The sequence below is a fragment of the Rhodococcus zopfii NBRC 100606 = JCM 9919 genome (assembly GCF_001895025.1).
GTDB lineage: Bacteria > Actinomycetota > Actinomycetes > Mycobacteriales > Mycobacteriaceae > Rhodococcus > Rhodococcus zopfii.
Genome location: NZ_BCXI01000059.1, coordinates 1 through 24,050 on the forward strand (window position 1 = coordinate 1; position 24,050 = coordinate 24,050).

The window sequence follows — 24,050 nt, forward strand, 5'->3', positions numbered from 1 at the left end:
ATGCCGTGTGTCCAAGCAGTGGTGAAGCATGCCGAGGAAACGATTGGCCAGGTTACGGGACGCTGCGGTGTGGGTGTCGCCTTTGTTGCGGCGCCGATCGTAGTGGGCTCGGGCCTCGGTGGAGTGCAGGATCAGCGGCAATGCCCACAGGTAGGCGGCATGGTTCAGTCGCTTGTTCCGCACGAGGCGAAATCTCACCGTCGTCTTCGTTCCACTGGCCCGAGTCACCGGCGCGGTGCCGGCATAGGCTTTCAGCCCGCGTGCGGTCGTGAAACGCTCGCGGTCGTCGCCCATTTCGCCCAGGATTCGGGCACCGAGGATCGTGCCGAGCCCTGGAAAGCTCGTCAGGATCGGCGCGTCGGGATGCTCGGTGAACTCAGTCGTCAGCGCCGCTTCGAGGGAATCGACGTTGCCGGCTGCGGTCGCGAGCGCCCTGGCGTATGCCTGTGCCTGTCGACCCATCGCGTCCTCCACCGATGGTGGTTGGCGCAGATGCGGACTGCGAAGTCCGGCGACAATCCTGCGGGCCTCGATATCGACGCCGCGTTTGCGTCCTCCGCGGCGTAAGGCTGCGGCCACCGTCGACGGGCGCAGTATGGCGGCCGCTGCCGGAGTCGGCGCCAAGCGAAGCACCGTCCGAGCGCCCATCGTGGTCAGGTCGTCGAAGGTGGCCAGAAATGCGGGAAAGTACTGCCGCAGCAGGGAACGCGCCCTGCTGGTGAGCTGCTGCCGATCCCAGATGGCGTCCTGGTGTGCGCGGGCGAGAACTTTGATGGCCTGGGCTTGGTCGCTGTCACGCGGTAGCCGTCGGTGATTGTCGCAGTCGGTGCGCAAGATGTTGGCAAGCACGAGTGCGTCGGCGGTGTCGCTCTTCGCTCTGCTCGGTGAATAGCGATCCCGATACCGGGACACCGACAACGGGTTGATCGCGTATACGTCGGCTCCGGCGGATCGCAGCGCCGCCACGAGCAGACCCTGTGTTGTTTCGATGGCGATCGGCAGTCCGTTCAGGCCTTCCGGCCGATGGTCCAGGATCAGTTCGGTCAGTCGGCCGACGCCGGCGATGTCGTCGCTGATGCGTTCTGTGACCAGCACGGTGCCACGGTCGTCGATCACCGCTATATCGTGATGTTCTTCTGCCCAATCGATTCCACACCACAGTTCGTCCATTTGGAATCTTCTCCTTCCCTTTCTCGAGGCGCACAGCCAGGTCGGCTGCCCGTCCCCTTGTCGAACCGGGAAGGTTCGTCGGCGCTCTAATGAGCAGGCCTCTGGGGCCACCATCGCATCGGCCGTCTCGCTAACCTTCCACCGACCGATCGACCTCACGCGCTGCCCGCCAGGACTGTGGTGTCCTGATCGACGAAGTGCTCACCGACCAGCGGTCCGATATCCCACCCTGCACCTCACCTCAGGCAAAGGGTAGGAGCCGAGCCGGGTCCAGCTCACGGTCTGCCGCACAAGAGCTGCGGGCTCGGATCGGCTCGAGAAGTCCGGGCAGGCACGGCTACCGGTTTCATTAGATCGGGTCGACCCCGAAACGTTCCCGGTGGGCGTCGATATAGTCGACGATCACCGCAGTCGGCGGTCGACCTCCGCCGCCGCGAAAAACGCACTCGCGGTCTTCACAATCTCGTTCGCCCTGCGTAATTCGGCGTTCTCTTTACGCAGTCGACGCACCTCGTCGAGGTCGGCATCGTTGTCCGACGTCGAGACGGTCGGGGAATCCTTCCGCTCTGCGGTTTCGATCCAGTTCCGCAGTGTCGCCGGCGCGATGCCGAGCAACTCGCCGACATGGCGCCGGGCGGCGATCTTCGAACCGCCGTGTTCGGCGATCCGGTCCCGATACATCCGGACCGCACGCTCCTGAGTCTCCGCGTCGTACTTCCTCGGTGCAGGCATACCAGCATTCTCCTTGTTGGATCAGGAGCCTCCACCTCGTCCAGGACGGTTCACTTCGGCGTAGGCACCGGCCCGGTCGCGGCACACGATCTCAGCACCGGGGTGTTCCTGCAGCCAAGACGAGACGGTGTCACTGGTCCGGTCGGGCAGCAGATCGATCGGCCGGCTCGTGACGAGATCGACGACGATGGTCCCATAGACATGTCCGCGGCGCAGCGCGAAGTCGTCGATCCCCAGGATCGGTGTGGTCTCGATCGGCTTATCCGGGATCGACCGCACGGCCCGCAACAAGGTGTCCCGGCTGATGCGTATCCCGAGAGTGGTGGCGAGCCGGGCACCGGCGCGGCCGGCCAGGGCCAGTCCGATCGCGTCGATCATCGTGGTGAGTACCGTGGTTCGTCGAGCCCACCGTTGCGTCAGTCCGGGAATCTGCTCCGCGAATATTGCTGCGCTACAGGAATCGTCGTCGCAGAAGAACCGGTGCACCGTGAGGTCGAGGACGACCGGATGTGCACCGATGGCCGTGTCGGCGGGTCGGCGTCGATAGCGTGAATGCACCCGGCTCGATGTGGTGCCACACTTCGGGCATTGCCCCTGACGGCTTTGCGAGTGGGCGATGATCCAGATCGTGGACTCGGTCCGGCGAACGGCGTCGATGACGACGCTGTTGAGGTGAGGCAGAAGAGCATCCAGAGGCGCGAGGTCACACCGTGATGATCTTGTTCTATCGCCAGTTTTGTCTGATCAGCGGCTCGCCTTCGGCTTCACGAAAAGTGCGCCAGATCCGCGGAATTGCCCGACCGCATCCGAGTCCACAGGAGAAGCGCCGGCCAATTCGGCGCCGCAGGCCTGGTCGGCATCGGCGTCGGCCGACGGCAGGGCGTTGATCATGGGGCGTATCAACTCGCACATCAGGCCGGGCCCATCGCGAGGGCTTGGTGCAAACCGGCAGGATCGACAATGCGGGTTCGGTCATCATGATGATTCTGTGGAAGGTCGCCCCGAAGGATCACGCGGTGACCACTTCACCTCCAGCAGCGACACGCTGTCGGTCCTGGTGCCGATCAGCGGGTTACACCCTCTGTGGAGCACTGTCCACCGCATCGATGGGGCAACGCTGTTCGCAGTCGAACCGTTCGGCCGGCACTGCCGAGATGTGTTGCCTAGGACTGCCGCGGGAATCGGTGTCGTCCCAGCGCAGGGGTCGCCGCCTCCGCAGCCGGCATCGGAGTGCCTCGGAACGGCGATGGGGTGGCCTGCAGCAGGTCGAGGGCTTGCACTTGAGCGGCTTTGATCGCGGCGGCCACACGACGACCGCCGTTGCGACGAGCCTGGCTGCGCAGTGCCCGGCGAGCGCGGACAGTGTCGAGTGAGTCCGACACCTCCGGGTCCATGACGCCGAGCGGGTCGGCCGGGTCGGTGGGTACCTTCTCGACACGGTTCCGGACGTAGCGCCGTTCGCCGCGCTGAATCGACCGGTACAGCGCCCCGAACACAACCATGTCGATGATCCAACGCGCCGGGGTACCGATCTGCAAGAACGACTGTTCGTCGCCCGGATCCGGCAAGTCCCACACGAAGTGCATGAACCATGCCGCGGCCAACCATCCCGCCGCGATCACACGTCGGCGCGACGGCTCGGGCGCCGCTTTCGCCTGCAGGAGTAGCAGAAGCCCGACCGCACCGACACCGGTGAACGTCCAGTGCCCCGGAACGATCGTGGCCATCCGGACCGCCATCTGTGTGGTCATGTCCCCCAGTTCGGAGCCGGGATCGGCATCGACGGCTGCGTTCAGGGTGTAGATGAAGTCCTCGACGACATCGAAGCCGAAACCGACGAATACGCCCAGAAGGAACGCGTGCGCTGGGCGGAGCACCGCCCGTTCTGTGGCGGTGATCAGCACATAGACACAGAGCAGTTTCACCAGTTCCTCCGCAATCGGTGCGGACAAGGCAGCGCTCCATTGCTCGGCTGTCTCGCTGGGCATCAGTGTCGGCCACACGGTATCGAGCAGTTCGTCACCTGCAGTGGCCAGCACCACGGCCAAGGTGCCCCCGAGACCCGCAGCGGTCAGGAGTACCCGCCTGTGAGTGCGGGTGGTGCGGAACGGATCGAGCCGAACGAGCAGCACGACCATCACTGCGATGAAGACCAGCCACACCGGGAGCAGGACGAGAACCGCGACGAAGGAATCGACCATCTGCCCGCCGTAGAGTGCAGCCAGCACGAGCACCGACAACACCGTGGACCAGAGAACGAGTTGCCGGTGTCGCGAGCTCGGTGCCGCGGAAGCGGTTGCTGGGTCGGTCACTGGTCGACTCCTCACGATGTCGGTGGTGCAGGTCGAACGGTCGGCTTCGAACGGGCCGGTCAGCTCACGTCGTCGTGACGTCCCGCGATCGCTTCCTGGAAGCGGATCTTTCCGGCGTGAACCGGAACCCGAAAACGGCGTTCACGATTGAGGGCTGACTGTTGTTTGGCCGGGCGCTGCGCATAACGCCAACGTGCCCAAGGCGACCGCGGTCGCGCCAAACGCCAGGCCCCGGGCAGAAGCAGCAGCGGGAAGAACAATCCGAGTAGCCCCGTCCAGATCTTGCCCTTGAGGACGGTGACGACGACCAGGGCGTACTGGAGCAGCAGAACCAGCACGCTCACCACGACCATGCCGACGCTGTCGGTGTCGATCGCACCGGAGTTCAACCCGAGCGGGTGGACACCGAGCGCGAACAGCACCGTGACCGAGAAGGCAACGAAGACCGCGTCGATACTGGCCCGTCCTTCTTCTTTCCAGTACACATCGCGCAGGTGCAGAACCAGCGCGAACTCGTCGAGGACCAGCGCCGACCCGGTGCCGAACACCGCGGCCAGGACACAATTCGCAACGGGCGTATGATAATTGGCCAGTGCGATGAACCCGAATCCTGAGACCAGCATCGTCACCAGCCCGAACATCACATGATGGATGTGAAGGCCGCCCGGGGTCACGTTGCCCGGCCACCACGGCACCTCCGCGCGAATCAGGCGCGTGCTGAGTCGGATGAACAGAAATGCCACCGCGAATGCCACCATCATCATGAACAGCGGCAATCTGCCGGTGTCGACGATCGTGTCGACGAACCAGCCCCTCATGTTCGGGAACTCTGCAGCAGTGCGGCGAGCTGGCGCGGTGTCGCGTCGGGCAGGTATGCGCGTGAGATCGCTAACCCGATCCGGGGCAGGTCGGCCTCGTCCCGATAGCACATGAACACCGGCGCGTACCGGGGATTGAACTTGGTCTTGAAATGATGCAGGGACCGGAACCCGTAGAACGGCTCGAGTGCCTGACCGAGCATGTCGAGTCCACGATCGATGCCGTAGACACCGGCGTCGGCCTCCGCGCGAGCGAGCGGCGCACCGGACAGGGACGCGAACTCTGCGCCTTCCTCCTGGAACGCCAGCGCGGACTTGGCGATCAGGAACTCGATCATGTTGTTGGCCTCGGGACCGGTGCGCTTACGCATCACGTCGAGGGTCCAACCGCGCACCTCGCCGTCGCGCCGATAGACCGGCAGCCACGACAACACCGCCTGGACCGTGCCGGCGGTGTCGATCGCGAGCGCCACCCGCACATCGTCGTCGAGGACCTCCTCGACGGTGCCGAGCGTGAATCCCATTTCCGGCAGTTCCTTCTCCCCTACCCACTGCTCGGAGATCTCCCGCACCTGGACCAGGATTCGGTCCGGTTGCTCGGACAACCGGCCGAGGACGAAGGCCGTGCCGGTCTTCTCTGCCTTGTTCAGCGCGGATCGGACCTTCTGCCACTTCTTCCCGGTCAACGCCAGCTCCGGCAGATCGATGAGGGTATCCTCGGCGATCTGTAAAGTGCGCCAACCCATTTCGGCGGCCCTGTCGGCGGTGTCCGCAGAGACGGAAAACAGGCACGGCACCGTCGCCTGCCCCTCGGCGAACCGCAAGAAGGACTCGAGGAGCGGATCACGCTGGTCTGTATCGGCGACCGGATCGGCCAACGCGATCAGCGTGCCTGCGTGCCTGCGGTAGCCGATCACCCCGTCGATACCCAGGGCCGTGTAGTGCTGCATATCGTCCCAGGTGATCATCCACGACATGGTGCTGCCCCCGTGCCTACGAATCAGAGCGCGTACGGCGGCGGTGTCGATCTCACCGCTGCCGGTCTTGCGGCGTAGCGGGACGGTGAACGCCGAACGCCCGGCAAGCAACAGAAACACCTCACCCGCCCAGAGCAATCCGGTTCCCGCGGTCACAGCGCCCACGCTTTCGAAGCTCGCGGTGGCGACGAGGATCACGACCACCATCGACGCGAGCGTTGCGAAGGATCCGTAGGCCAGGACGATCCACCATGCCCAGCGGCGCCCCCGGCGCAGTTGTTCGGCCAGCAGGCCGGCAACCGCAACATTGACCACCGTCGACCACAACGATGCCTCGTGCGCGCCGGTCGGCCCGAACGGTCCGTCCCCGGGGACGAAGAACACCAGCACGTGCACGGAGGCGATCGCCCACAAGCCGAGAGCAGCAGTCAGCCGTGCCTCACGGCGAGTGCGCGGACGTAGTCCCCGCTCGCCGCGTGAAAGCCAGCGTTCCCCGGCGAGCAGGGCAACCGTGAACACGATCAGGTGGGTCACGTCCGCGAATCGTCCGAGAAACAGGAACGAGATGATCACGTAGCCGTAGAGCAACACACGCGAGCGAAACCGCCACGGTGACGGCACTGTGGCGGTGGTCGCGGCCATGACCGCCACGACTGCGGTGGTGCATCCGACATCCCGCACATCAGCCAGCGACACTGCCCAGGCCCATCCGGAGCTCTGCGCGGCCGCGATCAGACCGGACGCGACGAGCACGCCGCCGGCCTGACCGGAAATGGCGACGACCGCGGTCCTGCGCGTCCCCAGCCGCCACTCGCCGATCGCCAAGGCGAAAGCGGTCAGAATCAGGACGGACACGTACTGGCCCGGCGTCAGCCCGAACCACGGGCCGGTGAATACGGTCCACCACTTCCCGTCCCGAAATGCCGGCACTCCGTACGCAACCGCATCGAACCACGAGGCCGACTGCACCGATGCCCACAGTCCGCGGGATGCGATCGCACACACCAGCAATGCACCGGTCACGGCGAATGTCAGCGGAAAGGATCGGACGGCTGCGAACACCCGGTTGCGCCCGTGCCGCTGGGTTACCTCGCCGACCGGCTCGACCGGTGCGGTCGTGGGCGGTGCGGTGCTGTGGGTGGCAGAAGATTCCATCGACAACCTCGCTTTTTCAACCGGAATCAGAGGTAGGGAAGAGGAAGTGGGTGTGGCAGGCGGTTCCCTTCGGTCTCGTGGCGAGTCACCAGGGTCCCGGCATGAACGCTGCGCCCGCGAACCATACCCAGCCCGAGACCGCCGCGAAGAGTAGTACCCCCGCGGCTATTCGTTCGACAAGATGTCCGGAATCCGTTGTTTCCAAGGATGTTTCGCAGTCGGTGACGTCGTCGTCCGGGACGGTCAGGACGTCACCGCGTCGGTAGGGACGATCGATGCTGTGGTCGTGGCGGCCTGCGATGAGCAGCCGCCATCCGGGGATCGACGGGTCCGGATCTCGTACGAGGTAACCACCGGTGGCGCCCGCGCCGAAGATCTCCTCACTCGTCACGATCGAGTCCGACCCGAACCGCAACTGCGCGGCACGGTAGGACAGGTAGTCACGGTCCAAACTGCCGAACCAGACATCGAAGGCGCGCAGCAGACGGCGCGAGGACTCGGCGTCGAGTGTGGTGTCGAGGACAACCACGGCCGCCTCCGTGGTTTCTGCGCCATCGACCTCGAAAGACCGTCCACCGATCGACGAGCGTGCAGGATAGGCCTGTCCCAGAACGTGTGGGGCGGACAGCATCCGGGCACGGGCACGTTCGGCCCCGAAGGGCAATGACGGGGAGCCGAGGAGGAATCCCGCGAAGGCGATCGACGCTGCTGCTCCGGCTCCGATCCACAGGGTCGTCGACCACACCGGATGCTGCAAGACCGGTGGAACGAGGCCGGTGATCTGATGCAGCACGATCACAGTTGCGACAGCACTGCCGAATGTCGCGGCCAGCAGGCTTCCTTCGGAGTAGTGGGTGCGCACGTTGCGCCGGAATCCTTCGGCGGTAGCGAGATCGGGCGCACTCCGGCAGTCGTCGCCCGGGGTCCAGGGCGGGTCGGCTGTTGTGGCTGCGGTGACCCACGCCGTATGCGATCCACCCGGCCACGGTGCGCGAAATGTGGTCCCCACGATCATCGTTCCTCTCCGGTCTGTGACGATGCTCTTACTGCCATCAACGATCTGTGTGGCGACCGGTCCGATGCCCGCGTCCACTCTGCTCTTCGGCGTACGGCAGCTGTTCCGGCTCGCCGCGGTCGACGGACTTCCCGATCGGGTGTCCCCAACGATCATCATGGAGCACAGCAAGATCGAGACACCGGCCGACAACCGGGCAGCCTTTGCAGAAGGTGACCGGGGCCGGGGAACCCGACGGTGTGCGGTCCTGCTGGCATGCTACGTAAGCCTCCCGCCTCGCAAACTCCGTCGTGAACCTCCACGGTCGCTGATCCCCGCTGTTCCCGGCGGCCGGATCCAGGTGAGGGGGTGTGGTCATGGTGCACCGGGGTCGAGGTGCACGAAACGAACACCGTCCTGGACGAGGGTGTGCAGTGCCGACCGCAGTCCCGCCGCGGTGCCGGACGTCGGCTGATTCATGTGGGCGAGAACGATCGCGCCATCCGGCGCTGTCCGCAGCTGCGTTTCGACTGTCGACTGCCCTGCTGTGGCTCCGAAGTCGGCGTTGACGGAGAACCCGGCGAGCCGGACCCCGAGGTCGTGGGCGATGGTCACGGCGACGTCGTCGTAGTGTGCAGTGCCGGCCCGAAACCACCGGCTTTCGACGCCGAGGCTGCGCAGCAGCGCACGGTTGGACTCGATCTCCTCGATCACCCCGGCCGGGCTTGCGGTGCCAGCGATGCCGTAGGCAGCCCGTCCCCCGACCGACAACGGGACATGTTGCGATCCGTGGTTTTCCACGCTCAGCAACGGATCTCCGATGAGTTGCTCGGTGTGCTGCGGATTGGCCCGGATCCACCGTTCGTTCAGAAATACCGTTGCCGGAATACCGAATTCAGTGAGCGCAGCCAGCACCTCGGTGTCGATTCCCGATCCGTGTGGGCCACCACAGGCGTCGAAGGTCAATGCGATCGTCCGTCGCCTGCCGGGCGAGGGGGTGAGCGTCGATTCGATTCCCGGTAAGTCGGTTCCCCACTCCGTCGGCACCTGTCTCGCATATGTACCGGCATCGATTGTGGCCACCTGCACACCTGTGGTGGTCGTCTGCATCGGCAGGAAGCTCGACGGTGAGTGCTGGTCACCTACCGGTAGTGCGTAGCCGCGGACCGTGGACCGCGGCTGCCCACACGCTGCCAGTGCAGCCGGCAGCGTGAGGGCTCCGAGGGCAAGGAGACGGCGACGTTTGATCGCGAAGGGACCGGTGGTCATGCGAACGGTGAGTTCAGTTTCCGGCGCCGTGGTTGGGGTTCGTGCAGATGGTGCCCTCGCACGGGACGGTCCCGGTCCCGCCCTGCGGATTCTGCATCACCGCACCGCCGTTGCCCTGCGGATCCGAACCGGCGCCGTGATTGGGGTTCGTGCAGATGGTGCCCTCGCACGGGACGGTCCCGGTCCCGCCCTGCGGATTCTGCATCACCGCACCGCCGTTGCCCTGCGGATCCGAACCGGCGCCGTGATTGGGGTTCGTGCAGATGGTGCCCTCGCACGGGACGGTCCCGGCCCCGCCCTGCGGATTCTGCATCACCGCACCGCCGGTGTCGTCGTCTTCTCCGCCTGTGGTGTAGGTGGTCGTGGTGATATCCGTAGCGTCGTCCGAGTCGTCGTCGCCACATGCAGTGGCGAACAGTGCCAGTGCCGCCAGTGCCAGCGCCGCGGCGGTGTTTCTGATCATGATCGTGCCTTTCTCGTGGTGGATCAGGCGGCCGGAGCTGGTGGATCAGGCGGCCGGAGCGTCGGCGGCTACGGGGTCCCGGTTCTGCCATTCGGCGAGCAGAAGTGGATCTTGCAGTTCCATCCAGGCGACGACGTCGGAGTAGGTGGCACAGTACGTGTCCGGCAGTGCGCACACGTCCTCCATGAAGGCGGCGGTGGCCGGGTTGAACGCGTTGCCGTTCCAGTCGTTGAAGTGATTGGCAATCACCAACGGCGCCCTGTTTCCGTTGTAGGCTTCGTCGAACATGAATTCGTAGGTGCCGGTGGTGATGTCGGCTGCACGTGCGGCGGTGTGCGGCTGCTCCTGGGCACCGTTGAGGGTGTACCAGAAGTTGTAGTCGAGGGCGGTCTGGTGTTTACCGAGGGGCGGCGAATACACGTAGGGAATCGGGAATTCCCATATCCCGTCGATTTTCTCTGGCCACGAAATGCCGGGACGAGCCGCGGGCATGGACGAGTCCCAGGTCATTCCGAATTGGTGCCATGCGGGGATCATCTGGTCGAGACGACCTTCGAGACACTGGGCGCGACCGCCGCGGACCTCCTCCGGACCGAACAGCAGATCCTGCCCCTCGGTGATGGCATTGTTCGTGCGCCAGTTCTCCATCAACGAGTAGAACTGGTCGAGTTCGTGCACCCAATCGGCTGTCGTCCACTGGGAACCGTGATAGCCGCTGCCCTGGCAGAAGTGGCCGACGTAGTGGGTGCCCATCTCGTGTCCGGCCAGCCAGGTGCGGTTGAGGTAACGGACTTGTTCGACAACGTCGGTTTCGTCACCGCCGAAAGCGATCGCCGCCTGGCCAGGCCCGTGGCCCGGTCCCTGGTAATGAGCTGAATTGTTGTCGGTCAAGAAATACAGGCCGGTCATCAACGCCGAGAAGCGAGCATCGACCCGCTCCGCAGTCTCGAGGAACATGTCCCAATTGGGGGTCAGCCCGACGCCGTCGAAGGAGAACAACACGAACTGCGGCGGAGTTTCCCCTGGGGCAAGCCTGGTCATCGGCACATTCGAGACCGTGCGTGTCTTCACCGGTTCGGGTACGGCGGTCGGCTCCGATTCGAGCGCCGAGCCGGCTGCCAGATCTGCCGCGTTCCCCTCGGCGGCGACGGGTTCTCCCTCAGTGGCTGCCGTGCACGCCGTGACGACGAAAATTGAAGCAACGAAAGCGATCACCGCCCCCTTGAGTCGCACCGTAACCAAGTCCTCTCCACCCCTTCGTTCCCGAACTGCAGCTGCAACCAACGACTGGACACGACCCGTCCTTCCGAACGAGCGAACGAGAAACGCACGGACCCCCGGCAGCCGGTCCGGGAGTTCGTGGCGCACGAGAGCGTTGGTTACAGCGGTACTACGCGAGTCCGGCCCACCTCGATCATGCGAGGGCGCGGTCGATCCGCGGTCGAAACATTAGCGCACACGGAATCAGGTGTGGCCGGTGACAAGAGTGAGAAGCTGCACCTCAAGGCCCTACTTGCGGGTAATTTCGGTAATACCGCCAGTGAATTCCCAGGTAGAGGCACTGCTGTCGAATCGTTACAAATCAGGCTTGTGGAAACCGAATAGTTTGTTGTTAGGTATACAAACAGAATCCGACATACAGTATGAAATCCGACAGTGACTCTTGTGCTCAGAGCTTCCGAGACCACGAGAAAGGCGCTCGAGACAGATGCGAATGCGGTATCGATGGGCCGCGGCGCTCCTGGGCGGCGCGCTCACGATGTTCGTGGTCGGATGTGCCGCTCCCGCGGAACACCCGCCCGATCCACCGCGCGCCGCAACGGGTCCGATCCGGGTCGACTACGGAACTCTCACGGACAACTACGGTCATCTGTATGTGCCTGCCGGACCGGGTCCACATCCGGTCGTGGTCATGGTGCACGGAGGCGGATGGATCGAGGATCACGACCTGTCCTACTTCGAACCGCTCTCCGAAGCTCTTGTCGGCGAGGGAGTTGCGGTGTGGAACATCGAGTATCGCCGAGTCGGCGGTGCCGGTGGCTGGCCGGACGCCCTGGCAGATGCGGACGACGCCACCGAAGCGTTGGCCACCACGGTCCAGGACGCCACCGAAGGCCGGCTCGACCTCGATCGTGTCCATGTGGCCGGCCACTCCGCCGGCGGACATCTCGCAGCATGGATTGCAGGGCGGCACACCTTGCCCGAGGGAGCCCCGGGCGTGCAACCCCAAATCCGACCGCGCAGCGCGACGATCATGGCCGGTGTGCTCGACCTGCCCCTTGCCGCCACCGCCGGGCACGATGCGTTCGTCCGTGGACTGTTGGGTGGAATGCCCGACGAGCACCCGGATCGCTATCGGATTGCATCACCGATAGCACATGTCCCGATCGGCCTGCCGGTGACCGCACTCCACGGAACAGCGGATCAGACAGTCGATCCCGCCAGTCCCACAACTACGTGGCGGCAGCGACCGCTGTCGGGGACCCGGCTACCCTGCGGCTGATCGAGGGTGTCGGGCACGGCGACTTCGGCAATGTGGACTCTGCGGCCTGGGCACAGGCCGAGCAGGTGATTCTCGACTACGTTCACGATAGGGCGCCCCTGTGAATCACATCGCCGCGATCCGCCTGCACGCTCTACTGCACGTCGCCGTCGAGCAGTACCTTCCGAAGACGTGAGACGGTGTGAGGCAACCACATCGCCTGTACCGGCGCCATCGGCTCGTCCTCGACCGCGATCACCACTGTCTGCCGCTTGTGATAGAATCCTGGTTCGGCGGTGACGAACGCGAAACAATCCGTGTCCACCACCGCAGAGGTCGGTGACGTACCTTGTATCCGGTTGACCGCAACGGCGGGTTCGAAACCAGCGCGCCGGCACAACGACATCAGGAACTCGGCGTAGAACGACTCACCCGGTGGTCCCCACAACATCAGGCAGTCCTCGGCGAGCTCGTGCAGTGCGATACTGGACCGTTCGGCATACCGGTGTGTGACCGCCACTACCACCCGCAACGGCGTATAGGCGAACACTGCGGCGGCGACATCCTTCGGTGTCGTCGCGCCGCGACGCAAGGCCACCGCGATGTCGCCCGCCCGCAGCGCGGGTACCAGCTCGCCCGGGAACATCTGCCTCGCCGTGATCGACGCATCCGGGCACTTCTGTCGGACCGGCGAGATGAGATCGAACACCTCGTCGGAGGTGAGCGCTGGAGTGTGGCCCACTACGAGATGTTCCCCGGTCCTGCGGCCGACGGCCCGAGTGGTTCGCACCAGTGAACGGCTCGCATCGAGCAACAGTCTCGCCCCCGAAAGCAGCTCGGCGCCTGCTGGGGTCAAAGAGATGCGACGCCCGGCCCGCTCGAGCAATGCGACTCCCATCTCACGCTCGAGATTCTTGATTGCGCTACTGACCGCTTGCTGGGTCAGGTGTAGTTCCTCTGCAGCACGAGTGATGTTCAATCGCTCCGCGACGGCGACGAACTGACGAAGCCGATACAGATCGGGATACACATCCTCGGCCAATGGACAACCAATTCCTGTTGATTCAACTCATGACATCATGAAATCTAATGAATCACCGATATTTTGCGCAAATTATAGCGGGTGGATGGGTCGCAACCAATGCCGGCACCACCGTTGTCGCCGACCGACAGGGGAGACACTCGAGAATCGTCTTCGTGGCAGCCCGCGACCGCAACCTCAGCCGGGATGTCGCACCCGGCTGCAGCGACGCCGATAGCAGCACTCGCGTGACGGCCTCGGTCACGGTGAGGGCTGGAACTGCTCGAGTCGAATCGGCATCAGCTGTCAGGGGGCCTCGCGCCGCCGTGGGCGCTCTCGTCCGCAGAATGCTGCACCCATACTTCGGCGGGACCCGGTAACCACCGGCCTCTGCGCAGAAGCCGATGTCGTCGACGGTCGGTACTCCCCCTCGGCCGGACCCGTCCCACGAGGCTGTCCCCAACCAGTATTTGTGAAAAGACCAAAAATACTCGTTGGTGGCTTGTGCATATCGGTCGTAGCGTTGTAGCGCACGGTACTTTCGAGTGGAAGGCACTCTGTTGGGAACTCTGGACGGCAAGACAGCAATTGTTGCAGCGGGAGCGAAGAATCTCGGTGGCCTGGTGAGCGAAACACTGGGGAAGAGAGGCGCGAATGTTGTGGTTCACTACCACAGCAAGGCGTCCGAGCTCGACGCCGCGCGAACCGCACGCGCGGTCGAACTCGCCGGGGCGAAGGCAATCACGGTGAGCGGCGACCTGACGCAGCCGGACAATGTCGAGAAACTGTTCGACCGAGCGATCGAGGAGTTCGGGAAGGTCGATCTCGCGATCAACACGATCGGCAAGGTTCTCCGCAAGCCGATCGTCGACACAACCGAACTCGAATACGACTCCATGTTCGACGTCAACGCGAAGTCCGCGTTCTTCTTCATCAAAGAGTCGGGTCGCCGCTTGGAGGATGGTGGCAGAGTGGTCACTGTGGTGACTTCGCTGCTCGCAGCATTCACCGACGGTTACGCCACCTACGCCGGAGGCAAGAGCCCGGTCGAGCACTTCACTCGCGCGGCCGCGAGAGAGTTTGCCGATAGAGGGATTTCGGTGAACGCTGTTGCTCCCGGTCCGATGGACACCCCGTTCTTCTATCCCCAGGAGACTCCGGAGCGAGTGGAGTTCCACAAATCCCAGGCCCTGGGTGGTCGCCTGACCCAAATCGAAGACATCGTGCCGTTGGTGGCGTTTCTGGCCGATGAGGGTGGCTGGATCACGGGACAGACCATCTTCGCCAACGGCGGGTACACCACTCGCTGATCACAGTTACGGAGCGCTCTCCGAACACAGTTGCGGAGCACTCCCTGAACACAGTTGCGGAGATTGTCACCAACGGGTGATGGTGCCGGTCTCCGCCGATTCCCGCGGACCGCGGGAGCGCAGCCGGGTTCGAGGGGCCCTCCCGGTGAGTTACCGGGGTTTTCTCACCGGGACGGCGTCCGTAGCTGCAGAAGAACAGGAACTGCAACAAAACTCTCTCGGATCAGGCAGAGCCGAAATATATTTCGGAGTAGATCCGTCTACCCGGTCTCCATCGGGGCATCCGCGCGTTCAGCCGGCGCCCGGGGGCCGGGCCGAACAGTGTTGCGACAGCCGATCCCGGTATCGAGATCGTGGTCTTCGGCCGGGACCTGGACACCGACCCCGGCACCGGTGTAACCGTCGGCCGCGAAGGTCGCCCCCTCCCCGTCGCCACGACAGGACAGGACAGGACAGGATTGGGCACCGGAGTCTCGCATCGGCAGGCGACTGTTCGCGGGTGAACGCAACGAGAAGATGGGGTCGGGGTTCGGGGCGGGCGGACACCCGCACGGCGCACGTCCGACATTGTGCCGGACGGTGTTCGAAGTCGCCGGCGACCTCTCCCCGGGCGACGGACTGCCTCCGATGGCGCTATGGTGTTCGTATCCGGTCCGGCGCGTACCCCCGACTCGCGCCGGATCGGATCTCCGCTTCTCGAGCGATCTCACCCCGGCTTCATGCTCATTTCCCGCTCAGAGCTCGGGGGTTCGGTTCTGGGCGTCTACATTCGAGACACACTCGTCACAGTCGACTACGTCACGTTTCCGCGGTCGCCGGCGTGACGGTCGAGTCTTCCACCAGCACTTAGCAATCCGCTGCTGTGGAATCACAAGTGCTACTGATTCTCGATCGGGACCCGCGGTCCCACAACTCCGGTAACCCAGTCACACTGTGTTCATGCCGCCGACCACCACGAGTGAACCGTCAGCACTTCCGAAGCAGACACCGTCGCGGGCACTGCGCCGCCCCAACGGGTCTCGTCTGGCGCAGGTCCCCCACATCGCGGGTCTGATCCTCGGGATCTACGCGGTCCTGGTGTTCCTGTGGAGTCTGTCCCCGGTCCTGCGGTTCCTGATCCACCCGCTCCGGCTGTACATCGACGACTACTACTTCGACGCCCCCGACACGAGTTTCGCGTGGGCCCTGGTCCTCGGACTGCTGGCCGCGGCCCTTGCCAGCCGCAAACGGATCGCGTGGTGGCTGCTGACCCTGTACCTCGTCATGATCGCGCTGGCGAATGTTGTTGTCGTGGTTGCCGACCGCGACGTCAACGCGGCCGTCGCCTGCGTCGTACACATCTCGGTGATCTCGCTCCTGATCGCCGCGCGGTCGCAGTTCTACACGAGGGTCCGTCGCGGCGCCGCGTGGAAAGCGCTTGGCGTCCTGGTCACCGGACTGGCGATCGGCACCCTGCTCGGCTGGGGTCTGGTGGAACTGTTCCCGGGCAGCCTGCCGTCCGGGGAGCGTCTGCTGTGGGCGTTCAACCGGGTGACCACCTTGGCCGCCATCGACAACGAGCAGTTCGGCGGCCGACCGCACGGCTTCGTCAACACATTGCTGGGTCTGTTCGGCGCGATCGCCCTGCTCACCGCGGTGATGGTGCTGTTCCGGTCGCAACGCGCGAGCAACGCACTCACCGGGCACGACGAGTCGGCACTGCGGGGCCTGCTCGCCCGCTCCGGCGGCGAGGACTCGCTCGGCTACTTCGCGACCCGCCGCGACAAGGCTGTCGTGTTCGCACCGTCGGGCAGGGCCGCCGTCACCTACCGCGTCGAGGTCGGCGTGTGCCTCGCCAGCGGCGACCCGATCGGCGACGAGGAGGCGTGGCCGCACGCCATCGACGCCTGGCTCGACCTCGCATCGACGTACGGGTGGACTCCGGCGGTGATGGGGGCGAGCGAGGCCGGCGCGACGGTGTACGACCGGGCGGGGCTGACGGTACTGCAGCTCGGTGACGAGGCGATTCTGAACACCCGCGACTTCAACCTCGACGGACGCGAGATGCGGCAGGTCCGCCAAGCCGTCAACCGTGTCCGCAAACAGGATGTGACGGTGCGGATCCGCAGGCGCCGCGACATCCCGGCCGACGACATGACCCGGGTGATCACGCTCGCCGACGCATGGCGTGACACCGAGACCGAACGCGGATTCTCCATGGCCCTCGGCCGACTGGGCGACCCCGCGGACGGCGACTGCCTTCTGGTCGAGGCGCTCGGACCCGAGGACGAGGCAGGTGACGCCGAGGTGCTCGGCATCCTGTCGCTGGTGCCGTGGGGTGGCAACGGAGTGTCGCTGGACCTGATGCGACGGAACCCGGAGGCCCCCAACGGGGTGGTCGAGCTGATGGTCACCGAACTCGCGACCACCGCAGACCGGTTCGGGATCAACCGGATCTCGCTGAACTTCGCGGTGTTCCGGGCAGTGTTCGAGGAGGGCGCCCGGATCGGCGCCGGGCCGGTGCTGCGGATGTGGCGGTCGCTGCTCGTGTTCGCATCCAAGTGGTGGCAGCTCGAGTCCTTGTACCGCTCCAACGTGAAGTACCAGCCCGAGTGGGCGCCGCGGTACCTGTGCTTCGCGGACCGCCGGGTCCTGCCGAAGGTGGGCGTGGCGTCGGCGATCGCGGAGGGATTCCTGACCCTGCCGAGCCTTCGGCGCCACGACGCGAGCAAGCACACCGGTACCCGGGAGGCGGTGCCTGCCGCCATCTCGGGCACGGGCACGCTGCATGCGGACGGAACCGCGCCCGACGGCGTTGCTGCGTTCGCCGCACCGGTCCCCGAGTTGCCCTCGGCCCCACGCAGACCGGAGCAGGTTCGGGTACGGTTGGACAAACTCGACCGGTTGGCGGCCATGGGCATCGACGCGTACCCCGTTGCCACGCCCCCGACCTACACGGTCCGTGATGCGCTGGACTCCCCCGACGACACATCGGTGACGGTGTCCGGCCGTCTCCTGCGCCTACGGGATTTCGGTGGAGTCGCGTTCGCTGTCATCCGCGATTGGTCCGGTGACGCTCAGGTCATCGTCGACGCCGATCGCCTGACTCGGGCTCGGGTCCGCGATTTCTCCGTGGCAAGTGCCTGCACCCACTCCCCGACAAGTGGAAGGGCCTGTCGGACCCGGAGACCCGGGTACGGCAGCGGTACGTGGATCTGGCGATCAACGCCGACGCGCGAAATCTGCTGGTGGCACGCAGTGCGGTGGTGAAGTCCTTGCGGGACACGCTGACCGCGCGGCAGTACCTCGAGGTGGAGACCCCGATCCTGCAGCAGGTTCACGGCGGCGCCAACGCTGCCCCGTTCTTGACACACATCAATGCCTACCACCTCGACCTGTATCTGCGGATCGCGCCGGAGCTGTACCTCAAGCGACTGTGCGTGGCCGGGATGGAGCGGGTGTTCGAGATCGGACGAGTGTTCCGCAACGAAGGCGTCGACTTCAAGCACAACCCGGAGTTCACGATCCTCGAGGCGTACGAGGCGCACAGCGACTACGAACAGATGATGGTGATGTGCCGGGAGCTGATCCAGGCCGCGGCCGTCGCCGCGCACGGCCGGCAGATCATCCTGCGCCCAGGCCCCGACGGTGAACCCGTCGAGGTCGACATCTCCGGCGAGTGGCCGGTCAAGACGATGCACGGCGCGGTCGCGGAGAAGCTCGGCGTGGAGGTGACCCCGCAGACGCCGCTCGCCGAGCTGCAGCGGCTGTGCGACGAACACGGGATCCCGTACCAGCCGGGCTGGGACGCCGGTGCGGTGGCGCAGGAGATGTACGAGCACCTCGTCGAGGACCACACCGAGTTCCCGACCTTCTACACCAATTTCCCGACGTCGATGTCGCCGCTGACCCGGCCGCATCCCACGATTCCCGGTGTCGCAGCGAAGTGGGACCTCGTGGCGTGGGGCATCGAGCTCGGCACCGCCTACAGCGAACTCACCGACCCGATCGACCAGCGGGCCCGGCTGACCGAGCAGTCGTTGCTCGCCGCGGGTGGCGACGAGGAGGCCATGGAACTGGACGAGGACTTCCTGCAGGCCCTCGAACACGCGATGCCTCCGACCGGCGGTCTCGGGGTGGGTGTCGACCGCATCGTCATGCTCATCACCGGGGGCAGCATCCGCGAGACCCTCGCATTCCCGCTGGCGAAGCCGAAGCAGTGACCGACGGCGGTGCGGGGACCGACGGCGCGGCCGGCGACGCGCACGAACCCTCCCGCGAAGGACCGTCGCGCCACCACGTGATCCGCGCCCCTTTCACAGGCACCGCTTGTGGATTCTCAACCGGCACATGTCGAGTGACGCGCGGCCGCGCGTCGGGCTACGGAAGACCTCCGATGCTGTTGAATCAGGCGTGTGTCACAACGATTCGAGAACCCGACCGGCCCGGGCAGAATCCTGCGGAGCGCGTACGGCAGCTCCCATGCCGAGGCGTTCCTGGTCATCGCCATCGTCACCATTCTGGTGACTCGGCTGTACCTGTCCTTGACCGGCTATCCACAGATCGGAAGCGCTACGCTGCACATCGCACACGCCCTGTACGGCGGCGCCGCGATGATGCTGGCCCTTCTGATCGGATGGCTGTTCCTGGGTTTCGGTGCGCGGGTCGTCGCCGTCGTCGTCGGTGGGATCGGGTTCGGTCTGTTTCTCGACGAGGTCGGCAAGTTCGTGACCAAGACCAACGACTACTTCTTCGGCCCGTCTGCGGAGATCATGTACGTACTCGTCGTCACGATCCTCATGGCGAATCGCCTCGTCCGCATCATCCGAGTTCCGACAGCTGCGGAGTGTCTGGCGAATGCGGCCGCCATAGCAGCAGACGGCATAGCGGGCGGACTCCCGCCGCATCGGGTCGCCACCGCCGTCCGCATGCTCGACCGCGCCGAGGCACTCGGTAGCGACTCCCGTGCAATCGACGGCGTCCGCATGCTGCTCGACACCGCGCGACACCGCACAACACCGCGCCGACCGGATCGGGGCGGGGCGGCGCTTCGTTCTCGCTCTGGTCCCCCGGTTCCTCCGCAGTCCTCGCTGGGTCCCGGTCGTCGGGTGGCTGATGGTTCTGGCCGCGTTGCTCGGGGTGGTGGTCGGCATCGTTCGGATCGTGACGGGCGGCGTGGAACTCGACGCCGCCGACGCGGTCGTCGAGATCGACCGGTTTAGGGTAACGAGTGGAATCCTCTTTCTCAGTGCGTCGGTGACGTTGTTGATGGCACTCCCCTCGATGGTGGTTCTGCACCTCCGCAATTCGCTGTGGGCCTTGCGTACTCTTCGGGTGGCCGCGTTGGTCTTCACCACTCTCAACGCATTCTCGGACTTCGCGGCTTCTGGTTTCGGCGCCCTGCCCCATCTGGCGATCGGGCTGTTCACGATGGCCGTGCTCTCTCACCACATCACCGTGCGAACCGAAACGGCCGGTGCCACCGCCCCTTCACCGGTCGGTGACAATCTCCCGAAGACACAGGGTGCAGTTGTCGAACCACAGTGAGAACTTGTCGACCGGCCTGAATTGCACTCGACGACAACGTCATCAAGAGTCCGTTCAGTACGACCGGTATGGTCTGCCTGTGACGTCGAGGAGCGGCGGGTCCGCACGATCCGAGTTTCGCTGGGGCACCGTCGTCACACTCGGCGTCGTCGTCGGGTACGCCGCAGTGCTCGTCGCCGACCCGCGACACTTCTACACGGACGACACCGAATCCCAGTACGCCCCGCTGTGGGTGATGATGGGCAACCGAATTCGTGAAGGTCGTCTCCCGATGATGGTTCCGGAGCACTGGCTCGCGGGGAACTACACGATCGAGGAAGCGGGGTTGCTCAATCCGCCGCAATGGCTGATCGCCCTCCTCGCGCCGACGATGGACAACCTCGCGCTCTACGCCACGCTTGTCAAACTGGTCTTCGCAATCGTCCTCGCCCTCGGCGTCTACCGCATCTGCCTGGAGTACGGCGGTAAGCCCGCGTGGGCAGCAGTCGCAGCCACTTCCATGCCGTTTTCCGGCTGGCTGCTGTTCTTCGACTCGGCCAGTTGGTTCACCGCACTGACCGGCACCGCATGGTTGACCCACGCCTGGGCGAGCGGTGTCCGGTACGCGCGCGGACGCAGCGGCCCGATCCCCGTCTTCGTGTTCCTCTATCTGACAATGTCGGTCCAGTACGTCTTCCCTGCCGTCGAGGCAGCGATAGTGATGGTGGCTGTCGCGTGCGGGGAGGTTCTCCATCAGCGGCGCTGGAGACCGTCGGTGAAGCTTCTGCTCGCCGCGGGATTCGCTGGATCGGCAGGCTTGGCAACGTATCTCCCGAGCGTTCTGTCCGCCGATGTGACGTGGCGCGGAACCGCGCAGATCCTCAACGACCAGTTCTTGACGGTCCCGTGGTCGGAATCTCTGAACGCAAGCCTGCCTTCCACGCTACCCGCCTTCACCTCCTGGTGGGGGTACGTGCAACCCATGCCCGTCGTCTACATCGCCTGGTTCCTCGTGCCGGCATTGGCCTTCGTCGACTGGGGACGGGCACGCTCGGCGTGGCGAGATCTCTCCGCGGTCGGGTTGTTCACAGTGATCGTGCTGATGTGGACGGCCGGGCCGGGCGCCATCGGCCCGTTGCGCTGGCCCGCACGAGTGCTCCCCATGGTCGCCCTCGGCGCCCTCGTCCTGGTGTGTGTCCTGCTGGGACGCTTCCCGGCCGGCGACTGGCGGCGCCGCCTTCCCGCTGCGGGTGTTCTCATCGCATCGTTGCTGCTTCGCTCGGTCTCCGCCGCCCCGCATCTGACCCTCGTCCACGCCGCCGCCGCCACGGCTGTGGCCGTGCTGGGCATCGCGGGGGTGGCACTCCGCTCCCGCAAGGGTGTTGCGTGGGCATGCGGTCTGGCCGTCGCAGCGATTCCACCGGTCGCCTTCGTGCAGGTGTGGTCGGTTCAGCTGACGCCGATGAGCTGGAACCTGCCCGAGCGCCGCTCGGAAATGATCGAAGCATTTCCCGAAATGCCCGGGACCACACTCCAACTCGCGGATCGAGGGCTGATACCACCGGAAGGCAAGAGCCTCTCGGGGGCATACGGCTCGTTGGTGTTCGGCAACTACGCGAAGAACCTCGAGAAGACATACGTCGGCGGATACACACCCAACGGCAACTTCAACTTCGGGGAAATGCTGTGTATGCGATGGGATGCCGGAGTCTGCCCGGAGGCGTTCCGGCAAGCATTTGCCGTCGAACCGACAACCGGTGAACGGGTGGTCGATCTCATGCTCGTCGATCGTGTCGTTCTGCAGAACGCGCTCTACCCCGACGCCCGCGCCTCGCCGCCCCCGTCGGGATGGAAGTGGGTCGACTATCCGGGCCACGAGGAGTGGATCTCGGTTCTCGAACGCGAGGACGGGCAGATCTCGACCGGGAACGGACGCGTTTCGGCGACCGACGGCGTCGTGGCGACCTCGATCGGCGAGTCCGACCTCACCAGTCGGGTACGCGTGCAGTCCGACGACGGCGGTCGGGTCGTATTCGCTCGGCTGGGATGGCCGGGGTACCGCGCCACGTTGGACGGACAGCACATCGACATCGATGTTGTCGCCGAGAATTTCGTGTCCGTGGATCTTCCCGCTCACACCGATGGAGATCTCGTCCTGTCGTGGCGACCACCGGGGTGGAAGATCGGTGCCGGCGCCGTCCTGCTCGGTGTCGCCGGTGTGAGTGCGCTGCACATCGGTTACGTGCGCGGACGACGAGGCACCCGTGCGCAGTCGGGCATCTCCGATCCTGCACCGGCTCCGGACCCGGACAGTCCCATCCGATGAGAACGATCGGTCCGGCAGCCGGGCGCCCCGCCCGAGACGACGCGCCGGCCGGAACGCGGTCCACGCGGGGGCAGGTGATCACATTCGCGATCGTGGGCGGCGCCAATACCGTTCTCGGTATCGCCCTGACGACGCTGTGGCTCACCGTTCTCGGCGACAGCGCACCGGCCGGCGTCGCTGTGGTCCTGGCGTACGCGATCACCGTCGTCGTGGCGTTCGGTCTGCATCGCATGGTCGTGTTCCGTGCGAAGGGGCAGCCGGTGCGGGACTTCCTGCGTTTCGTCCTGGTCAACTCCGGGGGGCTGATTCTGAATGTGACGCTACTGCAGTTGGCCGTGTCGGTGCTCCACGTCCCCGCGCAGCCGGCGGCGGTGGTCGTGATGGCCGTCGTTGCCACGTTCAGCTTCCTCGGTCATCGCCTGTTCACTTTCCGGCGGACGTAACCACAAGTTGCACTTGCGGAAACAACGATAGTTGTTGTTTCCGCTCGATGGCGATCCGGCATACCCTGTGCAGCGAAGTTCAATCCGGGCGGGACATCTGTGCCCACATGAATCAAGTAGGTGTGAGGCGCATCAACCGTACGAGACGAGCACTGCTGGCCACGATCTGCACCGCACTGGCGGCGGCGCTCATCGGATGCGGGACGTCGACACCGCACACGGACACCGGCGCGACCGACGCCCGGGACGGCCAGGCTCCGATCCGTGTCGCCTACGGCGATGCCCCGGACACCTACGGGTTGCTGCACCTGCCAGAGGGTTCGGGCCCGCACCCTGTCGTCGTGATGGTCCACGGCGGTGGGTGGCTCGAGGAACACGACCTGTCCTACTTCGAACCATTGTCCCGGTCGCTCGTCGACGATGGCGTCGCGGTCTGGAGCATCGAGTACCGCCGCGTCGACGGTGCCGGGGGTTGGCCGCTGACGCTCGCCGATGCTGACGACGCCACCGAGGCCCTGGGAACAGTAGTTCAGGACGCGTCCGGTAACACTCTCGACCTCGATCGGGTCCACCTGGCAGGGCACTCGGCCGGCGGACACCTCGCCGCGTGGATCGCAGGCCGCCACACGCTGCCCCCGGACTCCCCCGGCCACCAGCCGACCATCCGGCCCCGCAGCGCGACGATCATGGCGGGCGTTCTCGATCTGTCACTCGCAGCGACCGACGGTCATGACGTGTTCGTGCGAAACCTGCTCGGTGGCATGCCTGACGAACAACCCGAGCGCTACCGCATCGCCTCCCCTATCGAACATCTGCCGGTCAGACTGCCCGTGACCGCTCTCCACGGCAGCGCCGACCAGACCGTCGACCCTGCTCAGTCATTGCGTTACGTCACCGCCGCCACCGCTGCCGGCGATCCAGCGGTGCTACGGACCCTCGAGGGTGTCGGACACGGCGACTTCGGCAACGTGACCTCGTCCGCGTGGGCCGCCGCCAAGGCCGTCATCCTCGATCACGTGCACGCTCGAGGCGCCGAGTAACACGACACATGTCTGGCGAAACACAGTGACCTC

At 65.3% G+C, this 24,050-nt stretch carries 18 protein-coding genes, 2 pseudogenes and 1 other annotated feature; of the genes and pseudogenes, 7 read left to right on the forward strand and 13 right to left on the reverse strand.

All coding sequences use genetic code 11. The features are described 5' to 3' along the window. The 11 genes and pseudogenes from RZ1_RS27325 to RZ1_RS27370 all read right to left on the reverse strand — a co-directional run. On the reverse strand, positions 1–1,170 hold a 1,170-nt coding region (locus RZ1_RS27325), incomplete at its 3' end, for an IS110 family RNA-guided transposase (protein ID WP_083583950.1). Between the two features lie 329 nt (positions 1,171–1,499). Beyond that, positions 1,500–1,615, reverse strand: a sequence feature (AL1L pseudoknot). Next, positions 1,523–1,902, reverse strand: a pseudogene (locus RZ1_RS27330) (transposase); the annotation flags it as partial. (Overlaps the previous feature by 93 nt.) 21 nt (positions 1,903–1,923) lie before the next feature. Further along, positions 1,924–2,595: an ISL3 family transposase gene (locus tag RZ1_RS27335; RefSeq protein WP_307718293.1), complete on the reverse strand. Its 672-nt coding sequence runs from the start codon at positions 2,593–2,595 to the stop codon at positions 1,924–1,926. A gap of 51 nt (positions 2,596–2,646) precedes the next feature. Continuing rightward, positions 2,647–2,793 carry a hypothetical protein gene (locus tag RZ1_RS30750; RefSeq protein ID WP_169918145.1) on the reverse strand — a complete coding sequence of 49 codons (147 nt, stop codon included), beginning with the start codon at positions 2,791–2,793 and terminating at the stop codon, positions 2,647–2,649. Positions 2,794–3,065: 272 nt separating this feature from the next. Then, the gene (locus RZ1_RS27340; protein WP_072815842.1) at positions 3,066–4,214 is read right to left on the reverse strand and encodes a PrsW family intramembrane metalloprotease; all 1,149 of its coding nucleotides are present in this window, start codon (positions 4,212–4,214) and stop codon (positions 3,066–3,068) included. Between the two features lie 59 nt (positions 4,215–4,273). Continuing rightward, the gene (locus RZ1_RS27345; protein ID WP_238072211.1) at positions 4,274–4,990 is read right to left on the reverse strand and encodes a hypothetical protein; all 717 of its coding nucleotides are present in this window, start codon (positions 4,988–4,990) and stop codon (positions 4,274–4,276) included. Positions 4,991–5,028: 38 nt separating this feature from the next. Beyond that, the gene (locus RZ1_RS27350; RefSeq protein ID WP_072815846.1) at positions 5,029–7,164 is read right to left on the reverse strand and encodes a bifunctional lysylphosphatidylglycerol flippase/synthetase MprF; all 2,136 of its coding nucleotides are present in this window, start codon (positions 7,162–7,164) and stop codon (positions 5,029–5,031) included. Positions 7,165–7,249: 85 nt separating this feature from the next. Then, entirely contained in the window at positions 7,250–8,173 is a 924-nt protein-coding gene (locus tag RZ1_RS27355; RefSeq protein WP_139282015.1) for a hypothetical protein, read from the reverse strand. A gap of 360 nt (positions 8,174–8,533) precedes the next feature. Then, on the reverse strand, positions 8,534–9,427 hold the full coding sequence (locus tag RZ1_RS27360; RefSeq protein WP_072815850.1) for a polysaccharide deacetylase family protein: 894 nt from the start codon (positions 9,425–9,427) through the stop codon (positions 8,534–8,536). A gap of 13 nt (positions 9,428–9,440) precedes the next feature. Continuing rightward, positions 9,441–9,890: a hypothetical protein gene (locus tag RZ1_RS27365; RefSeq protein ID WP_244899401.1), complete on the reverse strand. Its 450-nt coding sequence runs from the start codon at positions 9,888–9,890 to the stop codon at positions 9,441–9,443. Positions 9,891–9,935: 45 nt separating this feature from the next. Further along, entirely contained in the window at positions 9,936–10,931 is a 996-nt protein-coding gene (locus tag RZ1_RS27370) for a polysaccharide deacetylase family protein (RefSeq protein ID WP_072815872.1), read from the reverse strand. A gap of 673 nt (positions 10,932–11,604) precedes the next feature. Here RZ1_RS27370 and RZ1_RS27375 point away from each other — a divergent pair. Beyond that, positions 11,605–12,393, forward strand: a complete 789-nt coding sequence (locus RZ1_RS27375) for an alpha/beta hydrolase family protein (protein ID WP_238071951.1) — start codon at positions 11,605–11,607, stop codon at positions 12,391–12,393. Between the two features lie 133 nt (positions 12,394–12,526). Here the strand turns inward: RZ1_RS27375 and RZ1_RS27380 are convergent, their stop codons facing one another. Next, positions 12,527–13,402, reverse strand: coding sequence for a LysR family transcriptional regulator (locus tag RZ1_RS27380; RefSeq protein ID WP_280522854.1), 876 nt, complete (start codon positions 13,400–13,402; stop codon positions 12,527–12,529). A gap of 551 nt (positions 13,403–13,953) precedes the next feature. Between RZ1_RS27380 and RZ1_RS27385 the strand changes: the two genes are divergently transcribed. Both RZ1_RS27385 and lysX read left to right on the forward strand, forming a co-directional pair. Further along, a complete protein-coding gene (locus RZ1_RS27385) occupies positions 13,954–14,703 on the forward strand; it encodes an SDR family oxidoreductase (protein WP_072815874.1) in 750 nt (249 codons plus the stop codon). A 939-nt stretch (positions 14,704–15,642) separates the two neighbouring features. Continuing rightward, positions 15,643–18,905: pseudogene (gene lysX / locus RZ1_RS27395) on the forward strand (bifunctional lysylphosphatidylglycerol synthetase/lysine--tRNA ligase LysX). Positions 18,906–19,100: 195 nt separating this feature from the next. Here lysX and RZ1_RS31530 read toward each other — a convergent pair. After that, positions 19,101–19,691 (reverse strand): hypothetical protein, encoded by a 591-nt coding sequence (locus RZ1_RS31530; protein WP_238071952.1) that lies wholly within the window; start codon positions 19,689–19,691, stop codon positions 19,101–19,103. Between the two features lie 130 nt (positions 19,692–19,821). Between RZ1_RS31530 and RZ1_RS31535 the strand changes: the two genes are divergently transcribed. The 4 genes from RZ1_RS31535 to RZ1_RS27415 all read left to right on the forward strand — a co-directional run bounded on the left by RZ1_RS31535 (position 19,822) and on the right by RZ1_RS27415 (position 24,017). Further along, positions 19,822–20,229, forward strand: a complete 408-nt coding sequence (locus RZ1_RS31535) for a hypothetical protein (protein ID WP_238071953.1) — start codon at positions 19,822–19,824, stop codon at positions 20,227–20,229. Between the two features lie 79 nt (positions 20,230–20,308). Then, a complete protein-coding gene (locus RZ1_RS27405; RefSeq protein ID WP_139282017.1) occupies positions 20,309–22,534 on the forward strand; it encodes a glycosyltransferase family protein in 2,226 nt (741 codons plus the stop codon). Continuing rightward, positions 22,531–22,977 carry a GtrA family protein gene (locus RZ1_RS27410; RefSeq protein ID WP_083583947.1) on the forward strand — a complete coding sequence of 149 codons (447 nt, stop codon included), beginning with the start codon at positions 22,531–22,533 and terminating at the stop codon, positions 22,975–22,977. Before RZ1_RS27405 ends, RZ1_RS27410 begins: the two co-directional genes overlap by 4 nt. Positions 22,978–23,099: 122 nt before the next feature. Further along, entirely contained in the window at positions 23,100–24,017 is a 918-nt protein-coding gene (locus RZ1_RS27415; RefSeq protein ID WP_238071954.1) for an alpha/beta hydrolase family protein, read from the forward strand. Positions 24,018–24,050 lie beyond the last annotated feature (33 nt).

Excerpts from the sequence above, each read along its gene's own strand:
- RZ1_RS27360 (WP_072815850.1), bottom strand. The coding sequence starts at position 9,427 with ATGACCACCGGTCCCTTCGCGATCAAACGTCGCCGTCTCCTTGCCCTC.
- RZ1_RS30750 (WP_169918145.1), bottom strand. The coding sequence starts at position 2,793 with ATGATCAACGCCCTGCCGTCGGCCGACGCCGATGCCGACCAGGCCTGC.
- RZ1_RS27410 (WP_083583947.1), top strand. The coding sequence starts at position 22,531 with ATGAGAACGATCGGTCCGGCAGCCGGGCGCCCCGCCCGAGACGACGCG.
- RZ1_RS27375 (WP_238071951.1), top strand. The coding sequence starts at position 11,605 with ATGCGGTATCGATGGGCCGCGGCGCTCCTGGGCGGCGCGCTCACGATG.
- RZ1_RS27365 (WP_244899401.1), bottom strand. The coding sequence starts at position 9,890 with ATGATCAGAAACACCGCCGCGGCGCTGGCACTGGCGGCACTGGCACTG.
- RZ1_RS27350 (WP_072815846.1), bottom strand. The coding sequence starts at position 7,164 with ATGGAATCTTCTGCCACCCACAGCACCGCACCGCCCACGACCGCACCG.
- RZ1_RS27370 (WP_072815872.1), bottom strand. The coding sequence starts at position 10,931 with ATGACCAGGCTTGCCCCAGGGGAAACTCCGCCGCAGTTCGTGTTGTTC.